The organism is Neorhizobium sp. SOG26, assembly GCF_003491345.1.
GTDB lineage: Bacteria > Pseudomonadota > Alphaproteobacteria > Rhizobiales > Rhizobiaceae > Neorhizobium > Neorhizobium turbinariae.
Genome location: NZ_CP025513.1, coordinates 80183 through 101913, shown reverse-complemented (window position 1 = coordinate 101913; position 21731 = coordinate 80183). Strand labels below are relative to the sequence as shown.

Genomic DNA, 21731 nt, shown 5'->3' with positions numbered 1-21731 from the left:
CCTTGTATGGATCAGGAGTTGGCAGATAATAAGAGAACGAGGCCTTCTCGATTGCAGAACCTATGAGCTTCTTGCCAGATCCTATCAGCCACACGCTAAATGCACCCAGTCGGGATGAACTGGTGAGGCTCGCTGCCCAGCTTGCACCTCGTCATGGTTATAACTTCACCACATCGCCCCTCGTCCGCATCCTGCGGTCCGAAGCGGTGCTCCACGATGTTCCGGTTCTTTACCAGCCCGGCGCGGTTTTCGTTCTCCGGGGGAGCAAGCGCGGCAGCCTCAATGGCGACGTCTTCGTTTATGACGAAGAGCACTACCTCGCCATTTCCGTTCCGGTTCCTTTCCGGATGCAATCCGATGCTAGCCCGGAGCGGCCGTTGCTCGCGATCTACTTCGATTTCGACCTGCAGGTCGCGGCAGAAATCATCCTGCAGATCGAGCAGCACAGGGATCTGCCGGTCCAGAGACCTCGCGGGCTGGTGTCAAGCAAGATGGGGCCGGACATCGGCGGTGTTCTTCTCCGGCTGCTGAGGGCGCTTCAAGATCCGGTCGAAAGCGCGGTGATGGGTGCCGGTCTCATGCGTGAGCTGCATTTCCGGGTTCTGCTTGGTCCGCAAGGCGGTGCAATGATTGCTGCATTAAGGCAGGAAGGGGTGGCCGGGAGGATCATCAAGAGCCTCAACTGGTTAAGGGAGAACTTCGGCTCTGACATTTCTGTTGCAGAACTGGCGCATAACGTTGGCATGAGCATCCCATCCTATCATGCCCGGTTCAGGGAACTGACCGGGACGAGCCCGATCCAGTACCTGAAAGCCATACGGCTTCACGAAGCCAGATTAATGGTGGCCCGCAGCAACAGGACCATCGCTGAGGTGGCCATGTCGGTTGGCTATGCCAGTCCCGCCCAGTTCAGCCGGGACTTCAAAAGACACTTCGGACGAACAGCGTCAGAAGAGTCGAAGTGGATCAGACATCACCTTGGCGCGTCGGTCGAGTAGGTAGCCGGCTCTGCTACAAGATCATGCAGGCGCCTGCCGAGGAAACCGTCCGGATCGGCGAGATCGAGAACGACGTTCATGTGGTTGAGGTGCGGCGCCAGGATGAGCTCGGCAGTCTCGCCAGCAGACGCCAGTACATTTTGCAGGTGACGCGCCTGTTCCAGGAACGGCGCGGTCTCTTCCGCTCCACAGGCGATGATCCTTCGGGCCGGAAACTGATGCGACGTTGACGGCGACCAGGCCGCGGCCTCCGCATCGGTCATCCGCGCTTCATCGCGGAGAAAACTGCCTGGTATGCCGGACAAGTCATAAATACCACTCAGAAGAAGCAGCCCCTGGACCTTCGGCAGCGTAGGGGGGTGGTTCTCCTCCGGCCCCTGGGCAGCGAGATAGGAAGCCAGGTGAGCACCAGCCGAATGGCCGCTGACCGTGAGACGTGCAGGATCGGCCCCAAAATCCATGCAACGCGCCTGCAGCCAAACCACCGCTCGCCGAACCTGGTCCACCAGAACGTCAAGACGCGCATGCGGCATCAGGTCATATTCGACGAATGCCGCAACGCCTCCTGCCGCAAGAACCGGTTCGGCGACGAGGTGGTATGTGTGTTTTTCACTGGAGCGCCAGTATCCGCCGTGTACGAAAACATGCAGTGGAGCCCCGGTCGCCGCACGCTCCGGCAGAATTACGTCCAGCACCTCACGCGGCTTTTCGCCATATTGCAGGTCCCGCAGGACCCGATTGGGCGCCGCCAGGGCGCGGCTTCGTTCGGTGAACTCCGCTGAGATCGCGTCGAAGTCGGGCACGAAGTCGCGTATCCGGTAAAGATCCTGTGGCGTCATGCTGCCCTCCCTGACCTAGAGCTCGATGGCGTAATATTTAGGCTCCATGAATTCCAGGATCCCAGTGACCCCGCCTTCTCGCCCAAGGCCACTCTGCTTGACTCCGCCAAATGGTGCTGCGGGATCCGACATCAGGCCGCGGTTGATTCCGAGCATTCCCGTCTCCAGCCGCTTGCCGACCCGCATCGCCCGCTTCAGGTCGCGCGAATAAAGGTAGGCCGCGAGGCCATACTCTGTGTCATTCGCGAGCCGAACCGCATCATCCTCACTCTCAAACTTGTAGACCGCAGCGACCGGTCCGAAGATTTCTTCGCGCGCGATCGTCGTGTCGTGCGACACGTTCTCAAGCACGGTCGGCGGATAGAAATAACCATCCTGCTGCAGCGGTTCACCGCCGGTGGTGGCGCGTGCGCCCGTCGCGATCGCGTGGCGCACCAGGCGGTCGATCTTCTTCACCGCGTTCTTCGTAATCATCGGTCCGCACTGCGTCTCAGCCTCATAACCAGCTCCGACCTTGAGCGCCGCCATGCGTTTCGTCAGTCCCGCCACGAAGGCGTCGTGGATGCCAGCTTGCACGATTAACCTGTTTGCCGCGGTGCAGGCTTCCCCGGCGTTGCGCATCTTCGCGATCATCGCACCGTCGAGGGCTGCGTCCAGGTCGGCATCATCGAAGACCAGGAATGGCGCGTTGCCGCCCAACTCCATCGAGCAACTGACGACGGATTTCGCTGCCTCGGCAATCAGCACGCGACCCACCCCGGTGGAACCGGTAAAGGACAGCTTACGGACCCGAGGATCCTGCAGCATTCGGCTGGTGATATCGGAAGGCTTGCTGGTGGTGAGGACATTCACGACGCCGGGCGGCACGCCCGCCTCCTCGCCAAGCCGCGCCATTGCATAGGCGGTGAGCGGTGTTTCCGAAGCGGGTTTCAGAATGACAGTGCAACCAGCGGCCAGGGCAGGCCCGATCTTGCGCGTTGCCATCGCGGCAGGGAAGTTCCAGGGCGTGATGAGGACGGCAATGCCAATCGGCTCATGATCTACCAGAATTTTGTGGGCACCGGACGGCGTGTGGCGATATTCGCCGGCGATCCGGGTGGCCTCTTCGGCGTACCAGCGGAAAAATTCGGCGGCGTACGCGACTTCACCACGGGCATCCGGCAGGGCCTTTCCGTTCTCCAAAGAGATGAGCCTCGCCAGTTCCTCGGCGTGCTCCGTCATCAACTGGAACCAGCGCCGCAGGATCTCTGATCGCTGGCGAGGAGGTGTGTCGCGCCAGCCGGCGGCGGCAGCCTCGGCTGCATCGACAGCGCGCATGGCATCCTCAACGGATGCGTCGGCGACTTCACCCAGGACCTTGCCCGTCGACGGATCATGAACCGGAACTCCATCGCCCGGAAGCCACTCACCACCAATGAAAAGGCCGGCAGTATGGAGGGCAGGGTCGGCGTAGTTCGGCGTTTTGGACTGCAACATCATCGGACACGACCTTTCGGGTTCAGTTCAGTTTGCTGAGATCGCCGCCATGGGCGGCAGCGACCAGGTTGCGCATTTCGTGCGCGTTCAGGGGACGAGGATTGTTCTGGATGAGCCGGGCAATCCCGAGGCTCTGTTCAGCAACCCAATCGATGCGAGCCTCGTCAAGACCGAGTGCGCTCAGGCTCTTGGGGATACCGATGCGCTCGAACAGGGAGGCCAGCGCGGGAATGACCGCATCTCCTCCGCTAAGCCCCGCAGCCTGGGCGATCTGCGTCAACTCAGCGCCGATCGCGGGCGCATTCCACGTCATCACATAGGGCAGCAGGCAGGCGACCCCAAGCCCGTGGGCCGTGTGGGTGAGTGCGCCGACCGGATACTGGATCGCATGGGCAGCGGCAGTGCCAGCGACGCCGAAGGCGAGCCCTGCCAGGGTAGCGCCGAGCATGACCTTTTCGCGCGCTGTGCGATCCGAACCATTCTGGCAGGCGGCTTCGAGCCCTTCCCAAAGCAGGGTGATGGCGCTCAGCGCAAACTGGTCGGAGATCGCATTCTTGCCGACAAAAACACGTTGCTGCGCGATTCCGGGAACAGGCTCGCGCCGAACAGCAGTGAATGCTTCGATTGCGTGTGTTAGCGCATCAGCTCCGGCGATTGCCGTCAGCGAGGCCGGGCAAGAGAGCGTCAGGTCAGGATCGCAGATCGAGGTTGTCGGGATGAGAAAGGGGCTCGAAATGCCAACCTTCAGCGTTCGCTCGCTATCTGAAAGCACCGCGACAGGCGTGACTTCGGACCCGGTGCCAGCAGTCGTCGGGACGGCGATCAATGGGATGATGGGCCCAGAGACCAGGTTCTCTCCATAATAATCTTGTGGGCGGCCGCCGTGCGTTAGCAGCAAGGCAACGCATTTCGCCATGTCGAGGCAGGAGCCACCACCGACGCCGATGACGAGATCCGGCGCGAACTCTTGTGCTCCATTGGCGGCCGTGATGGCAGATTCGACGGGCACATCGGGAAGGGTTGAGGCGTCGATCCTGCACGTCACACCTGCGTCTTTCACGTGCTGAACCATGGCGAGAAACTCGGCGTCAGCAGAAAGGCGCGCGTCGGTAACGAAAAGTGCTCGCTTGCCGAGCTTGGCGGCTATGCCACCGAGAGCATGTCTCTGCCCGCTTCCGACATGCAGCTCACGCGGCGCCCTCAGTGTGCCGAACAGGTTCATCGATGTCTCCTCCGGTTGATCAGGCGGCCGCGAGGGCCGTTGGCCTGCATCGTCATCTCGTCGGAAATGCAGGAGCTTGTTGGCCTGTCGGACCGCGTCCTGGTGATGCGGGCCGGCAAGATCGTCGCCGAGTTCCGGGGACAAGAGATCAATGAGGAGAATGTCGTCTATGCCGCCACGACAGGTGGTGGCGGTGGCGTCGGGGAGGATAGCCATGACCACAGCAACAACCACACTCGCATCGGTTGACGAAGGGATAAAGTTCCGTTGGGCCGAACTGGCTCCCTTCATCGCGCTGGCGGTGATTGTCGTCCTCGGCGTGCTGGTGAATCCGAACTTCGCGGCGCCGACGAACATCCTCAACGTGGTCACGCGAAGCGCCTTCATCGCGATTATCGCGCTGGGCGCAACATTCGTGATTTCGTCAGGTGGGCTTGATCTTTCTGTCGGTTCGATGCTGGCCTTTGTCACCGGCATCATGATCATGGCGATGAACTACCTGGCGCCAGGTTTCGGCACTTGGGCGATACCGATGGGCGCCGTGTTGGCGTTGGTGGTCGGATCCCTTTGTGGCCTGTTCAATGGCCTGATCATCACGGTTGGCCGGATCGAGCCTTTCATCGTCACTCTGGGGACGATGGGCATCTTCCGCGCACTCATTACCTTCATGACGAATGGCGGCTCGCTACCCATCGATCGCAGCCTGCGTGAAGCGTACCGGCCGGTTTACTTCGGCAATATCGTCGGCATCCCCTATCCGGTGCTGATCACCGCGGTGATCGTGCTGCTCGGGGCCTTCCTGCTTTACAAGACCAAGTATGGTCGGCGCTTGACGTCGACCGGCTCCAATGTCGAGGTGGCGAGGTTCTCCGGCGTCAATGTCGCCCGGGTGCGGACCATCGCTTATGGGGTCCAGGGCTTCTGCGTCGCTGTCGCGGCCATCTGCTACGTGCCGTGACACCGACCACCGGCCAACTGTGGGAATTGCAGGTCATTACCGCCGTTGTAATCGGAGGCACGGTGTTGCGGGGAGGGCGCGGGCGCATCGGCGGGACCATTGCCGGGGTGCTGATCCTCGAGGTCATCGCCAACGTCATGGTCCTGTCGGACATGGTGTCCGAATATCTCGTTGCTGCGGTCCAAGGCGCGATCATCATCATCGCGATGCTCGCACACCGGTTCACGGACAACCGATAAATCCAACCAGAACTTCAAGAGGAGGAGAACATGAAGTCATTATTACCAAGAGCAGGCATCTTATTGTCTTCGGCAGCGATTGCGCTGGCCATGTCGTGGGGAGCGGCACAGGCACAGGAAAAGAAGACGATCGCCGTTTCTATTCCGGCGGCAACGCATGGCTGGACGGGAGGCGTTGTCTACCACGCTGAGCAGGCTGAAAAGGAAGTTGAAGCCGCATTCCCGAACATCGACGTGGTCTTGTCCACCGCCTCGTCCGCACCTGCGCAGGTGTCCTCGCTGGAAGATATTGCCGCAACGCGCAAGCTTGATGCGCTGGTTATTCTGCCCTTCACCTCGGAGGAACTGACTGAGCCGGTCAAGCAGATCAAGCAGAACGGCACCTTCGTCTCCGTCGTGGATCGCGGCCTGACGGACCAGGCCGTACAGGATCTTTACGTCGCCGGCGATAACATCGCTGTTGGCGCCAATACCGCACGCTGGCTGATCGACAAGCTCGGCGGCGAGGGCGAGATTGTGGTGCTGCGCGGCATCCCGACGGTGATCGACGACGAACGCATCAAGGGCTTCTCGGACGCCATTGCCGAAACGAAGATCAAGATCCTCGATATCCAGTATGCGAACTGGAACCAGGACCAGGCCTTCAAGCTGATGCAGGATTACCTGGCGAAATACCCCAAGATCGATGCTGTCTGGGCAAACGACGACGACATGCTTCTCGGCGTTCTGGAAGCGGTCGACAGCGCCGGCCGCAAGGACATCAAGTACGCTCTCGGCGGCAACGGCATGAAGCAGGTTATCGAGATGGTGAAGAAGGGTGACGAGCGCACGCCGGTCTCCACGCCCTACCCGCCATCGATGATCAAGACGGCGATCTACATGACTGCCGCGCAGTTCAACGGTCAGGCCCCGATGCGCGGTCCTTCCTCCTGGGGGCGCCGCTGATCACGCCGGAAAATGCGCATCAGTTCTATTTCCCCGATTCCCCCTTCTAACGGCTTTGGTGGTGCCGTGGCTCTGGCCCCGGCACCACCACCAAACAAACGATAGGAGATATGACATGAGTGGCAAGAAGATCCTCATGCTGACCGGCGAGTTCACCAGGAATACGAGATCTACGTATTTCAGCAGGGGATGGAGGCCGTCGGGCATACGGTGCACGTGGTGTGCCCGGACAAGAACGCCGGTGACCGGATCAAGACGTCCCTGCACGATTTCGAGGGTGACCAGACCTATACCGAAAAGATGGGCCACTACGCCGACATCAACAAGACATTCTCGGAAATCCGCGTTGAGGAATATGATGCCGTTTACGCGGCCGGCGGGCGCGGCCCGGAATATATCCGCACAGACAAGCGCGTTCAGGACATCGTCCGTTACTTCCACGAAAGCGGCAAACCCATCTTCACGATCTGCCATGGGGTGCAGATCCTAATGGCGGTTCCGGGCGTGCTGGAGGGGCGCAAGGTTGCCGGGCTTGGTACCTGCGAACCTGAAGTGACTGCCGTCGGCGGCATCTATGTGGACGTGAAGCCGACCGAAGCCTTCGTTGATGGCAACATGGTTTCGGCAAAGGGCTGGACCGGCCTTGCCGCCTTCATGCGCGAGTGCCTGAAGGTTCTCGGCACGAAGATCGTGCACGCCTGAGACTTTGTAAAACGAGCATCCTCGCGATTGCCATCACGGGGATGCGTTCCCATCTCGTGCGGAACGCGGTACGTCTTGAGTTCCGCCGGAACTACTCGCGATCTCTGGGCGGGGGCTTTGAAAGTTCCTAGGACCGCCGATCCCTCGGAGAGGAGCAAGGTGATGATCAAGATGAGCGTCTATTACCCGTCCAACCGCGGCTCAAGATTCGATCACGACTACTACCGCACCCGCCATATGCCCATGATCAAGGAGCGCCTCGGCGACGTCTGCCTGCGCTACGAGATCGACCGCGGCATATCTGGCCGTGAACCTGGGACTACCCCCGAGTTCGTCGCGGCATGCCACGTTTACGTGCCGGATCTTGAGACCTTCAAGGAGGCCTTCGAGCCCCACCGCGCAGACGTCGGAGCAGATGTCCAGAACTACACGGACGTCGTGCCGATCGTGCAGATGAGCGAGGTCATCGCTTAGGATCCTTCTTGATGCGCAGGCCTTCCAGCAGCGTCTTGAAACTCTTCACCGCCCGCTTTGATGTCGCGTCTGGATCGTCGGAATTGGCGATCCACTGAGCCGCACTGCTGCTCGCAGCATTGATGAGACGCGCAGCCGCCTCCGGATCGATATCGACGATCAAGCCATCGTTTCTCAGGGTTTCGATGCTTCGGGCGACGGTCGCGATGCAGTGATTGGCGTTCGGCCACTGCGACGGATCGCCGAGCACGGCCGGACCGTCACGGAACATGATGCGCTGGATTTCGGGTTCGAGCGCGGTCAGCACATAAGCGACGTTCTCATCAACAAACCCCCGCCAACGGTCTGCTGCCTTGGAGGAGATGTCGCAGAGCCTTGCAGACATCTCCGCATCGATCTCTGCCACGACGGCCGCGAACAAGCCCTTCTTGTCACCGAAATGATGATAAAGCGCGCCGCGCGTCAATCCCGCCTTTGCTGTGAAGTCATCCATGGATGCTTCTGCATAACCAAGCTCGCCAAAGGCGCGCCTTCCTGCGGACAACAGTTTCTGGCGCGTCTCTGCGATCATCTCGTTGCGTGATCTGCGCATCCGACCTCCAAGCACACATACGTTGCGTATGTGAATTGACATACGCAACGTATGTCTCTACGTATCTCACATACGCCGCGTATGTATGTAGCAGTTCCCTCTCAACAAGGAAACATTCCGATGTACAGTGCATACCGAGAGATATTCCGCGCCCCCGGCGCCTTGGGCTTTTCGAGCGCTGGTTTCTTTGCCCGCCTTCCAATTGCGATGGCGCCGATCGGCATCGTAGCCATGCTATCTCAGACGAGTGGTGAATACTGGCTCGCAGGCGCGGTCTCCGCGACTTTCGCGCTCACCAACGCGCTACTCTCACCGCAAATCTCGCGTCTCGTTGATCGGAAAGGCCAGATGGCCGTCCTGTTTCCGACGACAGTGGTTTCCGTAATCGCCTTTGCAGCTCTAATCTTCGCGGCTAATCGGGACTGGCCGGCATGGACGCTTTTTCTTTCAGCGCTTTTTGCGGCCGCGATGCCGAGCATGCCAGCGATGCTACGGGCTCGCTGGACCGAAATCTTCCGCGGCAGGCCGGAGCTGAACACGGCCTTCGCGTTTGAGTCCGCCGCTGACGAGCTTGTCTATATCGCCGGGGCTTCGCTTTCCGTCGGCCTCGCGGTCTCGCTGTTTCCCGAGGCGGGCATGGTCGCGAGCACAGGCTTCTTGGCGCTTGGTACCTCTGCCTTTCTTTTTCAAAGAGGCACCGAACCTAAGGTGAGGGTGGTTGAGGAAGGGACGCGTCAAGGCTCCGCTATCTGGCTGCGTCCGGTCCAAATCATCACGCTCGCCCTGATTTTCGTTGGCTCAACCTTTGCCACCGCCGAGGTCAGCGCGGTCGCGATCACCAAGGAACTGGGGCGTCCCGATACTGCCAGCCTCGTCATCGGCGTTTATGCGACCGGCTCTTTCATCGTGGGCCTGATCCTTGGCGCACTCAATCCCAAGATGGCGCTTCAACGCCAACTGCTGATCGCGTTGACCGTGCTGGCGCTCACCGCATTGCCGCTTCTCGTCGCCAGCAGTTCCGTTGCACTCCTGGCTGCAGCCGTCTTCTTCAGCGGCATCGCAATCTCGCCCGTCTTCATCACCGCCTTCGGGCTTATCGAGCGCCGCGTACCGGAAGCCATGCTGACGGAAGGCGTGACTTGGGTGATGACCGGTGTGGGGATTGGCATGGCGTTTGGTGCATTCCTGTCCGGCTGGGTGGTCGACACATTCGGCCCGAGCAACGGTTTCTGGGTCTCGGTGTTTGCCAGCGCGGCGGCATGGGTGACTGTGGCCGTGGCGCAAAACACCTTGGCCGGGGAACGCGCATCATCTCTCGAGCTAGCGCCGACATCGTAAAGGCTTTCGACGGCGGCCTTCGCCGCCGATCTACCGCCGCGAGCCTATAATTTTTGCCAAACCGACACATGCTTTCTGCTGACAGAGGTGAAGGGCTGTTTTTTCCAGCCGCCCCAGCGGTGTTTGAGTGTCATGCCCGCCAGCCGCGCCATGAGGTCGAGTTCGGCGGGCCAGACGTAGCGAAACGGCACCGACAGCTTCTGAGCTTCTCCGTCCCGAAGTTGGATATGGTGAGACGAGAACTCCTGGGTCACCACATCAAACTCGTCGATGCCCCAGTGCGTGTCGCTGCAGGCAAATGCAACCAGCCTCTCGCCGACCGGCAGCCGTTGAAGTGGCGGAACGCCGACCTCCACCAGGAAGACACCACCCGGCTTAAGATGCGCGGCTGCGTTCTGGAAGCAGGCAACCTGCGCATCCTGGGTTGTCAGGTTGTTGATGGTGTTGAAGGCAAGATACACCAGCGAGAACTCACCTTCGGTTCGAATTGTCGCCATGTCGCCAATCGCTACCGGAAGCCTTTCTCCGCCCCGCTTGGCGCGCAAACGAGAAACCATGGCGCGCGACAACTCTATGCCTTCAACGTCAACGCCTCTCGCGGAGAGTGGAAGCGCAAGTCGACCGGTTCCGATCGCGAACTCCAGAGCCCGCCCGCCGTCCGCCAGTTCGACAAGAAGATCAACGATCGGATCAACCACCTCGGGTGCCGAGATCGCATCATCATTGTCGTAAGTTGCTGCGACCGCTTCATCAAAAATTCCGTCGTCGTGCATCACACAATTCTCCTGCATTCTTGGCCCAGCCGTGGAGCGTTTAGTTGAAAATCGGTCCGCCAACGGTTTTGTGGACAGGCCGCGGAACTCCGGTATCGGCAGGGGTTATTTTGGGCGCCTTTGGCCAAGCCGGTTGTCGCCGCGGAGCCAGCGCGTTTGCGCGCCAGCTCAGCGATATCTCTGCGGACGACACCAATGTCCGCCAGATCGCGATCGGATAGCCACTGCAGTTCCTGCTCGGTTGTCGCTTGCTGCCACCAGCGCGAAACCACCGCAACAGCGTCCCGATAGAACCGTCCAACCGGGTCAACTCGTTCTACTGACATGACTTTGTCTCCAGCCTTGGTTGCTGTGTGACCGTCAATCTACGTATTTGCGTCAAGACCTGTTATCGGTATCCTGTCAATAAATGTCGGGGAGACGCCATGATTGCCGCGGACAACCTGATCAACGTGCATCTGCCTGAAGATGCGGTTGGAGACTATCCGTTCACCGCCGTCGGCCAGGGTGGATCAGAGCCCGCTGGCCAGACATATACTTTTCATACACACCACCGTGCCCAGTTGTTTCAGATCGTGCGCGGGTCGTTGCGGCTCGAGACGGAGAGTGGCTATTTCATCGTGCCGCCCGAGCGGGCCGTTTTCGTTCCCTCAGGCGTCTTGCATGAAGTCACTTATCTCCAGGAAACTGAACGCAGTTACCTCTTCTTCCGTCCTGAGGCTGTGGTCGATCTCCCTCGAGATGTCTCGGTGATCGGCACGACGCCGCTTCTGCGCGAACTTATCCTCGCCTTTCTGGAGATCCCGCGAGCAGACGCCGGCAGTCCGCGTGCGGAGCGGCTGGCGGCGGTCATCATCGACCAACTGGAGACGAGCCCGGTTGCGCCGCTTTCGCTTCCGTCACCCACCTCAGGACGGCTGCGAGCGATTGCGGCCGGCATCCGCCGCGAGCCGGGCGAGGAGTGGCCGCTCAAGGAGCTCGCCTCCCGGGCAGCGATGTCGCCACGCAGCTTCCAGCGTCATTTCCAGCTGGAAACCGGCATGAGCTTCCGGGCGTGGCGCCAGCAGGCAAAGCTCCTCAAGGCTGTGGAGTGGCTTGCGGCCGGCAAGAGCGTTGGCGACATCTCCTTCGCGCTTGGCTATTCAGGGCCTAGCGCCTTCATTGCCGTTTTCAGAGCAGCCTTCGGAACCTCACCTGGGCAATATTTCCAAGGCAGCGAACGGGGTGGTTTTCGTGGGTAATGGCATTTCTCGCGCAGCAGTGGTGGTCGCGCTTGGGCTGACGCAGATCATCGGCTACGGCACGCTGTATTATTCGTTCTCGATCCTCGCGCCGCACATAGCCGCCGATCTCGAGATCAGCCTCGAGCAGGTCTTTGCCGTCTTCTCCGTTTCCCTGCTATTCGGCGGGCTCGCAGCACCGATCATAGGCCGGCAGATGGACAGGCTCGGCGCCGCAACCGTATTGACGGTCGGCTCGCTTTTTTCGGCCCTGACATTGGTATTCTGCGCCTGGTCACCGTCGATCGCCGCCTTTGCCATCGGGATCATCCTCCTCGAAGTGTCCTCGGGCATGGTGCAGTACCAGGCGGCCTGTGCAGCCCTGGTGGAAAACAATCCGAAGACGGCATCGCGCAATATCACCTACCTCACCTTGATCGGCGGCTTTGCCTCAACGATCTTCTGGCCGATCTCCGCCAGCTTGCTCGACCACATCACCTGGCGGGAAATCTACGTCCTGTTCGCCGCGCTCAATCTCGTGCTGTGCATGCCTCTGCATTTCTGGATCATGGCGCAGCGCAAGGCCGTCAGGGAAAGTGGCGTGAGACAGACCCGCGAACCCATTGTCGGGGCCATTCCAGTGGAAAACCGGCGCGAGACGATGCTTATCGTATCCACCGCCTTCGCGATCCTGGGTTTCGCCCTGTCGTCCATCCTTGCCCACATGGTTCCAATGCTCGGCGCTCTAGGGCTAGGCACTGCTGCTGTCGTTGTCGGCACCTTGTTCGGTCCTGCTCAGGTCCTGAGCCGATTGATAAACATGGTTTTTGGCACGCGATTGACGCCACCCATGCTGGCGGTGATTTCCGCTGCCTTAATGGTCGGCGGCATCGTCATCCTTGGAAGTGTAGGGAGCTCACTTATGGGGGCGGTGGCATTTGCCATCTGCCTGGGGCTGGGGTCCGGCATCAATTCGATCGCGCAAGGCAGCCTGCCGCTTTATCTGTTCGGCAGTGAAGGATACGGCGCGGTGACCGGCAAGATGGCCGCCGTGCGACTGGCCGCCGGAGCCGCCGCACCCTTCGCCTTCGCCGCTGCGATGGAGCGGGTCGGAATCGAGGTGTCGTTGTTTGGGACCGCCGCTTTGGGAGCCGTGGGCGTCGCTGCGTTTGGAAACGTGGCTGCCCGGGCGAGGCGTCACCAACGGGTCACGTAAGCTCCTCTTTAATTGACCGCGCTCAGCCTGAACGCCTGGAGTGGTGATCCTCCAGGTGCCGTCGTTCCTCGACGGTGGAGAAAAGCACCGCCAGCGCCATGCCCACGGCGGCACCGATCAGCGTATCCAACACGCGCTCCGGCACCATGCCAAGATCGGTCGTCGGTCTGGCGAGGAAGGTCATGAGCAGGGCCATCGGCGTTACCAGCACTTGGCCCAGCGCATAATTGCTGCCGATGACGATTTCCGTCCCAACCATCAGGCAAACCACGACGGCGATGACGACCCAAACCGGTGGCTCCTGGGTCAGGAGCAGCCAGACGAAACCCGCGCCGACCAACGTGCCGATTGTGCGCTGCAGCGCCCGGTTCATGCCGATATGCAGGTGCGGTCCTTGCATGACGGCAACAGTGCCCAATGCAGCCCAGCCGGGATGTGCCAAGCCCAGCGCATAGGCTGTGAAGGCAGAGGCCGCGCCTCCGAGGGCGATCTGCAGAGATCGGTTGAGGCGGTCTCGTAGCGGGTGGAGGGTTTCACGGGGCAAGTCGGGATCGCCGCGCCTGTAGCGCAGTGTATCGGTCAGCCTGCAGATGACCCACGCCAAGATGCCAACAACGAGAACTGCGGTGCTTCTTTCGGCCACCTGGGCAAACGAACCGGTAAAATTGACCGAGGCGCTTGCCGCAAAAACGAAAATCAGGGCGCCAGGGGGACCGAACCGACCCGTGGTGCTGATAAAGAAGAACGCACCGCAGCCGATTGCGATCAGCATAAGCTGCAGCCAATCAGGTGCGCCTGCCCAACCTGCAAGCGAGACGACCGTCACCGCGAAGACCTGCCAGAGAAGGCACTGCAGGATGATCGAGCTCCGATCTGCTCTCGGAGCAAACCGGCCAAACAACGCCACGAGAGAACCAAGCGAGGCAAAGCCAATCAGGTGTGACCACGGCGAGACTGACACCAAGGGGAGCGCTATGGCTGCACAGAGTGCCGCCTGAACCCCGGCGACTACGCTGACCCGCCAACGCGCCTGGGGAGCGAGCGTCATGCTTTCACGGATCTGGTGGGGCGTCAGCAGACGACGAATGGCATCTATGCGACGCATGGCGTGCGGCACGCGAGGCGCTTCCCTGGATGAAGATGTAGCATGTGTTTGCCTCTTCCGACCGAGGCATCAAGCCTCGCGAGGAAATATGTAGCGGGCCGCAGGCAGCGGCGGGCTTTAACTTGATTTAGAGATCTCTTACCGGACGAACAAAGGCGAACCAAGCCCAAAGTACGGCACCACCCCTGATCAGCAACCAGACACGAGCGATGGCCTGGTTGAGACGATGCACTTGCCTCGACTTTGACACCATCGGTTGCTTTGCCAAGGGACGTTGAACCCAATCCCGCTTGGTGTCGCATGCTGCCCTTGCACTCCCTTGGCGAACGCATCGTCGTCCTCGGCCCGTCCAATGCGGGCAAGTCGACCCTTGCCGTCTCGCTGTCAAAGAAGCTCGGTTTTCCTGCCATTCATCTCGACCAGCTCAAGCATCTGCCGAACACCGACTGGCAGCAGCGCCCGGATGCAGAATTTGCCGCGCTTCATGATGCGGCGATCCTTGGAGAGCAATGGGTAATGGACGGCAATTATTCGCGCCTGATGCCCCAGCGCTTCGCCCGGGCGACTGGCGCAATCCTCCTGTCCTCCAACCACTGGCTCCGCCTCGGCAGGTACCTCAAGCGGACGCTTATCAACCGCAGCGACCGCGCTGGGCATCTCGAAGGTGCGCAAGACAGCATCAAGTGGGAGATGATCCACTGGGTCGCCGTGAGGACCCGGGACAGTAGCCTCAAGTATGCGCAGGCGATCCGCCAGTCCGGTCTTCCTGCGGTGGAGTGCGGCACGGCCGCCGCGCTGAACCAGTTGTATCGCACCTGGGACCTGCCAAGACCACGATGACGTACTCTGATGCCGAACGTGTGGCCGTCAGACGGCGGCGGAGCGACCGCCAACGAACGCTTCTTCCCTACGGATAAAACTACTCTCCTGAAGCCATTTGCATCACCGTTTCCGCGACAGGCAACTTCTGCCCGACGGCTGTCCCGCTTACCTGGCGGGCATTGTTCCAAAAGGCGTTGACGTTGCGCGTCTGGTTGCCGACATGCCGGTAGAGAACGATCTCGAGGTCAAGCGTCCAGTCCGAACTGGATGTTGCCGAAACGAGTTTGCCGGTCCTAAGTTCTTCCTCCACCAGGCTTTCCGGCAGCCAGCAGATGCCGGCGCCCGTGCAGGTCATGGTCTTGAGGCCAGCGCTGATCGCGTTCTCATGGACTGCGCGCCGGCGGAAGCTGGGGTGTTGGGAAAAGAGCTTGCCCAGCGCCACGCCGAAGAACGAGCTGTAGCCATAGCTGAGATAGGGCAGGGTGAAGTGTTCGGCCAAAGCCTTGTCAAGAATGTTTTCTCCCGCCGTCCAGCGATCGCGATCGAGACGTAGCATGGGTGCCGCGACGGGCAGCAGGCGATCGCGGCCAACCGACAGGAAGTCGAAGTGCTCGCGGTCGAGATGAAGCGGAACCCGCGGGTTTGTATAGGTGAGGAAAAAGTCCGCCTCCCCATCCACGAGAGCAGCGAGATTGGCTTCGATGCCGCCGCGGTCGGGTATAAAGCAGAGACGCGTGTCGGGCGCGGTCTTTTCGAGCGCCTGCAGCCAGTTCGGAATGAAGGTGACAGTCAGCGTATGGAGCGCGGCGAACCTGACCATTCCTGCATCGGAAGCCGGTTGCAGCGTCTCGCGCGCCGCATAAAGTGCCCGGATCGTGTCTTGTGCGACGGGAAGAAAGCTGCGGCCCGCGGGTGTCAATTCCGCGGGAACCGCTCCGCGTTTGATGAGTGCAGCACCAAGCCAGACTTCCAGTTGCTTGATGCGTCGACTGAAGGCCGGCTGCGACACATTCCGCAGTTCAGCGGAGCGCGAAAAGCTCGACGTATCCGCAAGCGTTACAAAATCTTCCAGCCACTTTAATTCCATTCAACACCGCCCCGCGCGAAGTCGCGCATCTTCTTCAACCCCCGCATCCCTTCATAAAGCCATTGATTTCGAATGAGTATGCATTTTTTGCATCATCTGCTGCTCAATGTGAATTGGCCAATCTTTGTGCAGCGCAATAGGCTCCGACTCGGAAATGACATGCGGGGGCTGGGCTAGGATATGGCCAGAGTAGTGTATTGCGGCGGGGAGTTCGTCGCCGAAAACGAGGCCAAGCTGAGCCTGTTTGATCGCGGCTTCTTGTTCGGCGACGCCGTGTACGAAGTCACTGCCGTGATCGGCGGCAAGATGGTCGACAACGACTTGCATCTGGCGCGCCTGGAGCGCTCGCTGTCGGAACTTTCCATTCCCATGCCGCTCTCACGTGAGGAGATCGAAGCGATCCAGCTCGCGCTCATCGAGAAGAACGCGCTGGTAGAGGGCACGGTTTATCTTCAGGTTTCGCGTGGCGCGGAAGACCGCGATTTCCTTTATTCCGATGGTCTCGAGCCGACCTTCATTGCCTTCACGCAGGTCAAGAACCTGCTCGGCAGCAAAGGCCAGAAGCAGGGCCTGTCGGTCAATCTTGTTGAGGACCCCCGCTGGGAGCGCCGCGATATCAAGACGGTCATGCTGCTCGGGCAGGTGATGGCCAAGCGCCAGGCAAAGGCTACGGGTTTCGACGACACCTGGTTCTTCGAAGATGGCGCGATTACCGAAGGGGCGTCTTCGACCGCGTTCATCGTGACGCATGATAGGCGCATCATCACGCGCGGCAATTCGAAGGCTATCCTGCCGGGCTGCACTCGTGCGGCGCTTCTCAAGCTTTGCAGCGCCCATGACGTTGTCCTGGAGGAGCGCCCATTCACCATTGCCGAAGCCCAGGGTGCGGCTGAGGCGTTCCAAACATCCGCAACCAGTCTAGTGACGCCTATCGTTCGTATCAGTGACGTCAGCCTGAATGGGGGTGTGCCCGGTCCCGTGACCCGGCAATTGCAGGCCTACTACCTTGAAACGGTAAACATACCCAAGGCAGCGGGCTAAGACCAAAACCACAACGAAGCATCGACAGAGGCGAACACATGAAACTCAATTCGAAATTGATCGGAACTGCTCTTGGTTGCCTGATGGCATTGTCCGCTCCGGCACTTGCCGCCGAAGGCTATGGCGATTGCAAGCTCTATGGCGAGCGTGGCAGCGAGAAGGTCGAAACGGCTGTTCCCGGCCAGTTCACGGTGGTCATCAACCTTCCGGCAGTCGGCGAGTTCAACGGCGACACGCCTGAAACAGTGAAGAGCGGCCGCGAGTTCTGCATGGCGGTCAACATTGCGCACCGCCTGGGCATCGACAAGGTCGTGCTGAAGAACGCTTCCTTCGACTCGATCGTCGCTGGTCAGAACAAGGAATTCGACATCGCGCTTGCGCTGATCTCCGTGACCGAGCCTCGTAAGAAGGTGGTCGACTTCTCGACCCCTTACGCGAGCGGTGCTTTTGGTCTCGCAACGCGTGCGGATGCTCCTGTTGATGAAGCCGGCATCAAGACCACCAAGCTTGGGACCCAGGCCGGCACGATCATGGTTCAGTGGGCGCAGGAAAACCTGCCGGACGCCAAGCTCTCAGTATTCGACGATACGGGCGCCATGTTCACCGCGCTTGCCGCGGGCAATGTCGATGTCGTCATGACAGATATCTCTGTCATCCTCGGTCAGGTTGCAAACTCCAACGGCAAGCTGAAGGTCGTCGGTCAGTTCCCGAGCGGCCGCGATACCGCCGGCATCTACCAGAAGGGATCCGCTGCAAAGCCGGCAATCGACAAGGTTATTGCTGATCTTGCGGCAGATGGTACGCTCAAGGCTCTCGAAGAACAGTATCTCGCCGCCGAACGCGGCGGGCTGAAGCCGGAAGACGTGCCGGTCTGGAAATACTGAGCTGATGGCTGGTTCGTCCTCAGAATTGCATAGTGAAACCGGGCGCGCTGCAACGTGGCGCGCCCGGGGCACCACGCAGACCCACGGTCTGCGCACAACGCTGACGCTTGTCGTCGCAATCTTCTGTTTCTTCCTCGTGGCCGTTTCGGCGCAGCACATCGGCAGCTATGCTGTCGAGCAGGGCGTTTCCAAAGTCGCGGCCTTGATTCCCGGCGGCATTGCGGCCGTGGCCGCGGGTTACGTCCTGCTGCTGGCCATTCGGGCTGCGATGAAATCGGCAGCGGCGCGTCGTCATGCGGATGTCTATGAGGCACGCGCACTCGGCGCCGAGGCCTCGCTGGCATCGTGGAAGGCCTTGTCCTGGAGCGGAGCGCTGCTGGTGGTGACCGCCGGCGCCTGGTTCATGGCAGTCAATGACGCCGCAGTCAGCCGCACGTTCTTCGACCTCGAACTCATCCAAAGCTCGGCTGGCAAGGTGATCTGGGCCTTCGGCACCAATGTGACCATCTTCGCGGTGTCGGCGGTGCTGATCCTTGTATGGTCCTTGCTGATCGCGATCGCCCGTACGCTTCCCGGCGAGGCTGGCCGGCCCTTGCGTTATCTCGCAACGGCCTATGGTGACCTTTTCCGTGGTCTTCCGGCCATCATCACGATCTATCTCATCGGTTTTGGCCTGCCGCTCACCAATCTTCCGATCCTGTCGGATCTCGGCTCTACCTCTTATGCGATCATCGCCCTGACGCTGACCTATGGCGCCTATACGTCGGAGGTTTATCGCGCAGGCATCGAAGGCGTGCACCACAGCCAGGTCGCTGCGGCGCGCTCGCTCGGGCTCAGCCACACCAAGACGATGCGGTATGTCGTGGTGCCGCTCGCGGTACGCAACATCATCCCGCCGCTGATGAACAACTGCATCAGTTTGCAGAAAGATACGGCGCTGGTTGCCATCATCGGCACGATCGACGCCTTCAACCAGTCGAAGATCATCGCCGCCAACAACTTCAATCTTTCGGCTGTGACGACGGTCGCCATCCTCTTCATCGTTATCACCATTCCGCAGGCGCGCCTGGTGGACAAGTTGATCGATCGTGATCGTAAACGCATGCGAGCAGGGGGTTGAGCGCATGTCGCTTCTTGAAATCAATGGCGTCACAAAGCACTACGGCGTGCTGGAAGTCATATCCAACCTGACGCTGAATGTTGACGAACACGAGGTCGTCTGCCTCATCGGCCCGTCGGGCTGCGGCAAGTCTACTCTGCTTCGCTGTATCAACCGGCTCGAGGAGATCTCCTCAGGCGAGATCCGCATCCACGGCGATCGCATTACCGGCCCGGGCGTGGATCTTGACCGGTTGCGCCGCGACATCGGCATCGTCTTCCAGGGGTATAACCTCTTCCCGCACATGACGGTGCTCGAGAACACCATCCTTGCACCAACGAAGGTGCTCGGGATGGGTAAGCGCGAAGCGAGCGAAAAGGCCATGGCCTTCCTGGAGCGGATCGGCCTCGCCCATAAGGCCAACGAATATCCGGACCGGATGTCTGGCGGCCAGCAGCAGCGGGTGGCCATTGTCCGCGCCCTGATGATGGATCCGATGCTGCTCCTCCTCGACGAGATCACCTCGGCGCTTGACCCGGAACTGGTTTCCGAAGTGCTGGATATCGTGCGCGATCTTGCGGCCCGTGGCATGACCATGATCCTTGCGACGCATGAGATGGGTTTTGCGCGCGAGGTGGCCAACCGGATCTGCTTCCTGCAGTCTGGACAGGTTTACGAGCAGGGCCCGCCGGCCGAATTGTTCGGCAATCCGAAGGGTGAGCGGACGCAGGCCTTCCTGAGAAGCTTGAAGAAAGCTGGCCGCATCTAACGGCAGCCGGACGAGGACATTGATCATGAGTACAGCCCGCAGCCTTGGCCTCTGGACCGATGGCGTCAACAGCCTCCCGACCGGCGCGAACAATGCCATCACCGATGTACCCGGCGTGACCGTCGGGCACCGCACACTTCAAGGTAACGGGCTTGCGACCGGCGTGACGGCAGTCGTGCCGCATCAGGGCGATCTCTTCCGCTCGAAGGTACGTGGGGCGGTCGAGGTCATCAACGGTTTCGGGAAGTCAGGCGGCCTCGTGCAGATCGCCGAACTCGGTACAATCGAAACGCCCATTCTGCTGACCAATACCTTCGGCGTCGCTGCCTGCACCGAGGCGCTGATCCGGCGGGCGATTGAGCAGAACCCGAAGATCGGCAGACAGACGTCGACGGTGAACGCCGTTGTTTGCGAATGCAACGATGGCCAGATCAGCGACATCCAGGCCATGGCGGTGACCGTGGACGATGCATCCGCTGCGTTGGATGCAGCCGCACCCGGAGTCGTTGAACAGGGCGCGGTTGGGGCTGGAACCGGCATGACAGCCTTCGGCTTCAAGGCCGGCATTGGCACATCCTCCCGCCGCTTGAGCATCGGCAAACAGGAGTTCACGCTCGGTTCCCTGGTGCTCGCCAACTTTGGTCGCGCCGGCGACCTGACCTTACCGGATGGACGCCGTCCTTCGCCGAATGACGTCAGCGCACCGGAGAAGGGCTCGATCATCGTCATCCTCGCCACCGACCTGCCGCTTGGCGATCGGCAATTGCAGCGCGTTGCCCGTCGTGCAGGCGCCGGTATTGCGCGTCTCGGTGCCTTCTGGGGCAACGGTTCTGGCGACATTGTGGTGAGTTTCACGACCGCCGACCAGGTTGTGCACGAAGGGCCTGATTTCCAGACTGTACAGATGCTCGACAACGACCACATCGACGTGGCATTTCGTGCGGCGGCAGAGGCGACACAGGAAGCGATCTTGAATGCTCTCGCTGCGGCCCCGGCAGCGACTGGCCGCTCCGGCAAGGTGTTCCCGTCGCTTGCGGATTGGGCGAAAGAGCAACAGAGATGAAGGTCTTCCTATCCGCCGACATCGAGGGTACCGCCGGCATCGCCCACTGGGATGAGGCCGATCGTGAAAAGGCCGACTACCAAGAGTTTCGCGAGTTGATGACCGGCGAGGTGCTCGCGGCTTGCCAAGGTGCGCGTGCGGCGGGTGCAACCGAGGTTTTGATCAAGGACGCGCATGAGAGCGGCCGCAACATCATCGTTGATCGTTTGCCAGCCTATGCAAAGATCATGCGCGGCTGGTCCGGCCACCCGGACTCCATGATGTTCGGCATCGGTTCAGACTTCGCCGCTGCCATCTATACGGGCTATCATGCAAAGGCGGGGTCGGAAGCCAACCCGCTCGCCCACACCACGACAAGACGTGTTTCGCGCGTGCTCCTCAACGGTGAAGTTGCTTCCGAGTTCACCTTCAATGCGCTCTGCGCAGCCCGCTACAAGGTGCCGTCTGCCTTCCTCGCCGGTGATGCGGAGATCTGCGTTGACGCACGCGCGTTAGTGCCGAACATCGAGACGGTCGCAACCCTTGAAGGTTTCGGCCGTGCGTCACTTTCCATTTCGCCAGCGCAGGCGCGAGAGTCGATCTTCAACGGCGTGAAGACGGGCCTGGAACGTCTTTCCTCGCGTACCGTGCCGACCGTCGATGGCCCGTACGAGGTAACGGTCGAGTTCGTGAACCCAACCGATGCCTATCGCGCGTCGTGGTATCCGGGTGCTTCTATTTGCAGACCACGCACTATCGCCTTTAAGTCTGATGACTTTTTCGAGGTCCAGCGCGCCCTGCGTTTTCTGCTCGATTGATCCGCCAGTTTTTGCTTTCCCGTTGCCGTTTTTTCGCCGACCCGAATGGGTGTGTAGACCGTCGTGCAATCG

Annotated in this window: 20 protein-coding genes and 4 pseudogenes; 16 read left to right on the top strand and 8 right to left on the bottom strand. The window is 60.5% G+C overall.

Annotated elements, in window-relative coordinates; translation table 11 throughout:
* Positions 1–62: 62 nt before the first annotated feature.
* The gene (locus CYG48_RS17100) at positions 63–998 is read left to right on the top strand and encodes an AraC family transcriptional regulator (protein WP_118851803.1); all 936 of its coding nucleotides are present in this window, start codon (positions 63–65) and stop codon (positions 996–998) included.
* On the opposite strand, the gene CYG48_RS17095 is transcribed toward CYG48_RS17100, so the two are convergent.
* Genes CYG48_RS17095 through CYG48_RS17085 form a run of 3 tightly spaced genes read right to left on the bottom strand, consistent with a single transcriptional unit; the run spans position 974 to position 4535 of the window.
* Positions 974–1837: an alpha/beta hydrolase gene (locus CYG48_RS17095; RefSeq protein ID WP_118851802.1), complete on the bottom strand. Its 864-nt coding sequence runs from the start codon at positions 1835–1837 to the stop codon at positions 974–976. The genes CYG48_RS17100 and CYG48_RS17095 overlap by 25 nt on opposite strands.
* Positions 1838–1852: 15 nt before the next feature.
* On the bottom strand, positions 1853–3316 hold the full coding sequence (locus CYG48_RS17090; protein WP_118851801.1) for an NAD-dependent succinate-semialdehyde dehydrogenase: 1464 nt from the start codon (positions 3314–3316) through the stop codon (positions 1853–1855).
* Between the two features lie 19 nt (positions 3317–3335).
* Positions 3336–4535 carry an iron-containing alcohol dehydrogenase gene (locus tag CYG48_RS17085; RefSeq protein WP_118851800.1) on the bottom strand — a complete coding sequence of 400 codons (1200 nt, stop codon included), beginning with the start codon at positions 4533–4535 and terminating at the stop codon, positions 3336–3338.
* 30 nt (positions 4536–4565) lie between these two features.
* Between CYG48_RS17085 and CYG48_RS17080 the strand changes: the two are divergent.
* The 5 genes and pseudogenes from CYG48_RS17080 to CYG48_RS17060 form a co-directional block, all read left to right on the top strand.
* Positions 4566–4784 (top strand): annotated as a pseudogene (locus tag CYG48_RS17080) (sugar ABC transporter ATP-binding protein); the annotation flags it as partial.
* Positions 4750–5732: pseudogene (locus tag CYG48_RS17075) on the top strand (ABC transporter permease). The pseudogenes CYG48_RS17080 and CYG48_RS17075, both read left to right, overlap by 35 nt.
* Before the next feature lie 90 nt (positions 5733–5822).
* A pseudogene (locus tag CYG48_RS17070) lies at positions 5823–6727 on the top strand (substrate-binding domain-containing protein).
* A 65-nt stretch (positions 6728–6792) separates the two neighbouring features.
* Positions 6793–7379 (top strand): annotated as a pseudogene (locus tag CYG48_RS17065) (DJ-1/PfpI family protein).
* A 162-nt stretch (positions 7380–7541) separates the two neighbouring features.
* On the top strand, positions 7542–7853 hold the full coding sequence (locus CYG48_RS17060) for an EthD family reductase (protein WP_118851799.1): 312 nt from the start codon (positions 7542–7544) through the stop codon (positions 7851–7853).
* Here the strand turns inward: CYG48_RS17060 and CYG48_RS17055 are convergent.
* A complete protein-coding gene (locus tag CYG48_RS17055; RefSeq protein ID WP_199925333.1) occupies positions 7843–8445 on the bottom strand; it encodes a TetR/AcrR family transcriptional regulator in 603 nt (200 codons plus the stop codon). The two genes, CYG48_RS17060 and CYG48_RS17055, sit on opposite strands and share 11 nt — an antisense overlap.
* A gap of 120 nt (positions 8446–8565) precedes the next feature.
* Here CYG48_RS17055 and CYG48_RS17050 point away from each other — a divergent pair, with 120 nt between their 5' ends.
* Positions 8566–9783, top strand: a complete 1218-nt coding sequence (locus CYG48_RS17050; protein WP_118851798.1) for an MFS transporter — start codon at positions 8566–8568, stop codon at positions 9781–9783.
* A gap of 44 nt (positions 9784–9827) precedes the next feature.
* On the opposite strand, the gene CYG48_RS17045 is transcribed toward CYG48_RS17050, so the two are convergent.
* On the bottom strand, positions 9828–10556 hold the full coding sequence (locus CYG48_RS17045) for a class I SAM-dependent DNA methyltransferase (protein WP_118851797.1): 729 nt from the start codon (positions 10554–10556) through the stop codon (positions 9828–9830).
* Positions 10556–10882, bottom strand: a complete 327-nt coding sequence (locus CYG48_RS17040) for a DUF1127 domain-containing protein (RefSeq protein ID WP_118851796.1) — start codon at positions 10880–10882, stop codon at positions 10556–10558. The genes CYG48_RS17045 and CYG48_RS17040 overlap by 1 nt, the downstream gene beginning before the upstream one ends.
* Positions 10883–10981: 99 nt before the next feature.
* Between CYG48_RS17040 and CYG48_RS17035 the strand changes: the two genes are divergently transcribed.
* Positions 10982–11797, top strand: a complete 816-nt coding sequence (locus tag CYG48_RS17035) for an AraC family transcriptional regulator (protein ID WP_118851795.1) — start codon at positions 10982–10984, stop codon at positions 11795–11797.
* Positions 11790–12992, top strand: a complete 1203-nt coding sequence (arsK, locus tag CYG48_RS17030; protein WP_118852811.1) for an arsenite efflux MFS transporter ArsK — start codon at positions 11790–11792, stop codon at positions 12990–12992. Before CYG48_RS17035 ends, arsK begins: the two co-directional genes overlap by 8 nt.
* A gap of 22 nt (positions 12993–13014) precedes the next feature.
* On the opposite strand, the gene CYG48_RS17025 is transcribed toward arsK, so the two are convergent.
* Positions 13015–14097, bottom strand: a complete 1083-nt coding sequence (locus CYG48_RS17025) for an FUSC family protein (RefSeq protein WP_118851794.1) — start codon at positions 14095–14097, stop codon at positions 13015–13017.
* 300 nt (positions 14098–14397) lie between these two features.
* Here CYG48_RS17025 and CYG48_RS17020 point away from each other — a divergent pair, with 300 nt between their 5' ends.
* The gene (locus tag CYG48_RS17020; protein ID WP_118851793.1) at positions 14398–14937 is read left to right on the top strand and encodes an AAA family ATPase; all 540 of its coding nucleotides are present in this window, start codon (positions 14398–14400) and stop codon (positions 14935–14937) included.
* Between the two features lie 79 nt (positions 14938–15016).
* Here CYG48_RS17020 and CYG48_RS17015 read toward each other — a convergent pair whose 3' ends face one another.
* Positions 15017–16006 (bottom strand): LysR family transcriptional regulator, encoded by a 990-nt coding sequence (locus tag CYG48_RS17015; protein ID WP_118851792.1) that lies wholly within the window; start codon positions 16004–16006, stop codon positions 15017–15019.
* 180 nt (positions 16007–16186) lie between these two features.
* Here CYG48_RS17015 and CYG48_RS17010 point away from each other — a divergent pair, with 180 nt between their 5' ends.
* The 6 genes from CYG48_RS17010 (at position 16187) to CYG48_RS16985 (ending at position 21659) form a co-directional block, all read left to right on the top strand.
* Positions 16187–17047: a D-amino-acid transaminase gene (locus tag CYG48_RS17010; RefSeq protein ID WP_118851791.1), complete on the top strand. Its 861-nt coding sequence runs from the start codon at positions 16187–16189 to the stop codon at positions 17045–17047.
* Positions 17048–17130: 83 nt separating this feature from the next.
* Positions 17131–17931, top strand: coding sequence for an ABC transporter substrate-binding protein (locus CYG48_RS17005; protein ID WP_245450574.1), 801 nt, complete (start codon positions 17131–17133; stop codon positions 17929–17931).
* Positions 17932–17935: 4 nt separating this feature from the next.
* On the top strand, positions 17936–19051 hold the full coding sequence (locus CYG48_RS17000; protein ID WP_118851789.1) for an amino acid ABC transporter permease: 1116 nt from the start codon (positions 17936–17938) through the stop codon (positions 19049–19051).
* Positions 19052–19055: 4 nt separating this feature from the next.
* On the top strand, positions 19056–19799 hold the full coding sequence (locus CYG48_RS16995; protein WP_118851788.1) for an amino acid ABC transporter ATP-binding protein: 744 nt from the start codon (positions 19056–19058) through the stop codon (positions 19797–19799).
* 25 nt (positions 19800–19824) lie between these two features.
* Positions 19825–20862, top strand: a complete 1038-nt coding sequence (locus tag CYG48_RS16990; RefSeq protein ID WP_118851787.1) for a P1 family peptidase — start codon at positions 19825–19827, stop codon at positions 20860–20862.
* Complete coding sequence (locus tag CYG48_RS16985) at positions 20859–21659, top strand: M55 family metallopeptidase (RefSeq protein WP_118851786.1); 801 nt, start codon at positions 20859–20861, stop codon at positions 21657–21659. Before CYG48_RS16990 ends, CYG48_RS16985 begins: the two co-directional genes overlap by 4 nt.
* The last annotated feature ends 72 nt before the right edge of the window (positions 21660–21731 follow it).

Bases quoted from the DNA above. Each gene is read 5' to 3' on its own strand.
- CYG48_RS17100 (WP_118851803.1), top strand. From the start codon at position 63: ATGAGCTTCTTGCCAGATCCTATCAGCCACACGCTAAATGCACCCAGT.
- CYG48_RS17095 (WP_118851802.1), bottom strand. From the start codon at position 1,837: ATGACGCCACAGGATCTTTACCGGATACGCGACTTCGTGCCCGACTTC.
- CYG48_RS17090 (WP_118851801.1), bottom strand. From the start codon at position 3,316: ATGATGTTGCAGTCCAAAACGCCGAACTACGCCGACCCTGCCCTCCAT.
- CYG48_RS17085 (WP_118851800.1), bottom strand. From the start codon at position 4,535: ATGAACCTGTTCGGCACACTGAGGGCGCCGCGTGAGCTGCATGTCGGA.
- CYG48_RS17060 (WP_118851799.1), top strand. From the start codon at position 7,542: ATGATCAAGATGAGCGTCTATTACCCGTCCAACCGCGGCTCAAGATTC.
- CYG48_RS17055 (WP_199925333.1), bottom strand. From the start codon at position 8,445: ATGCGCAGATCACGCAACGAGATGATCGCAGAGACGCGCCAGAAACTG.
- CYG48_RS17050 (WP_118851798.1), top strand. From the start codon at position 8,566: ATGTACAGTGCATACCGAGAGATATTCCGCGCCCCCGGCGCCTTGGGC.
- CYG48_RS17045 (WP_118851797.1), bottom strand. From the start codon at position 10,556: ATGCACGACGACGGAATTTTTGATGAAGCGGTCGCAGCAACTTACGAC.
- CYG48_RS17040 (WP_118851796.1), bottom strand. From the start codon at position 10,882: ATGTCAGTAGAACGAGTTGACCCGGTTGGACGGTTCTATCGGGACGCT.
- CYG48_RS17035 (WP_118851795.1), top strand. From the start codon at position 10,982: ATGATTGCCGCGGACAACCTGATCAACGTGCATCTGCCTGAAGATGCG.
- CYG48_RS17025 (WP_118851794.1), bottom strand. From the start codon at position 14,097: ATGCGTCGCATAGATGCCATTCGTCGTCTGCTGACGCCCCACCAGATC.
- CYG48_RS17020 (WP_118851793.1), top strand. From the start codon at position 14,398: ATGCTGCCCTTGCACTCCCTTGGCGAACGCATCGTCGTCCTCGGCCCG.
- CYG48_RS17015 (WP_118851792.1), bottom strand. From the start codon at position 16,006: ATGGAATTAAAGTGGCTGGAAGATTTTGTAACGCTTGCGGATACGTCG.
- CYG48_RS17010 (WP_118851791.1), top strand. From the start codon at position 16,187: ATGGCCAGAGTAGTGTATTGCGGCGGGGAGTTCGTCGCCGAAAACGAG.
- CYG48_RS17005 (WP_245450574.1), top strand. From the start codon at position 17,131: ATGGCATTGTCCGCTCCGGCACTTGCCGCCGAAGGCTATGGCGATTGC.
- CYG48_RS17000 (WP_118851789.1), top strand. From the start codon at position 17,936: ATGGCTGGTTCGTCCTCAGAATTGCATAGTGAAACCGGGCGCGCTGCA.
- CYG48_RS16995 (WP_118851788.1), top strand. From the start codon at position 19,056: ATGTCGCTTCTTGAAATCAATGGCGTCACAAAGCACTACGGCGTGCTG.
- CYG48_RS16990 (WP_118851787.1), top strand. From the start codon at position 19,825: ATGAGTACAGCCCGCAGCCTTGGCCTCTGGACCGATGGCGTCAACAGC.
- CYG48_RS16985 (WP_118851786.1), top strand. From the start codon at position 20,859: ATGAAGGTCTTCCTATCCGCCGACATCGAGGGTACCGCCGGCATCGCC.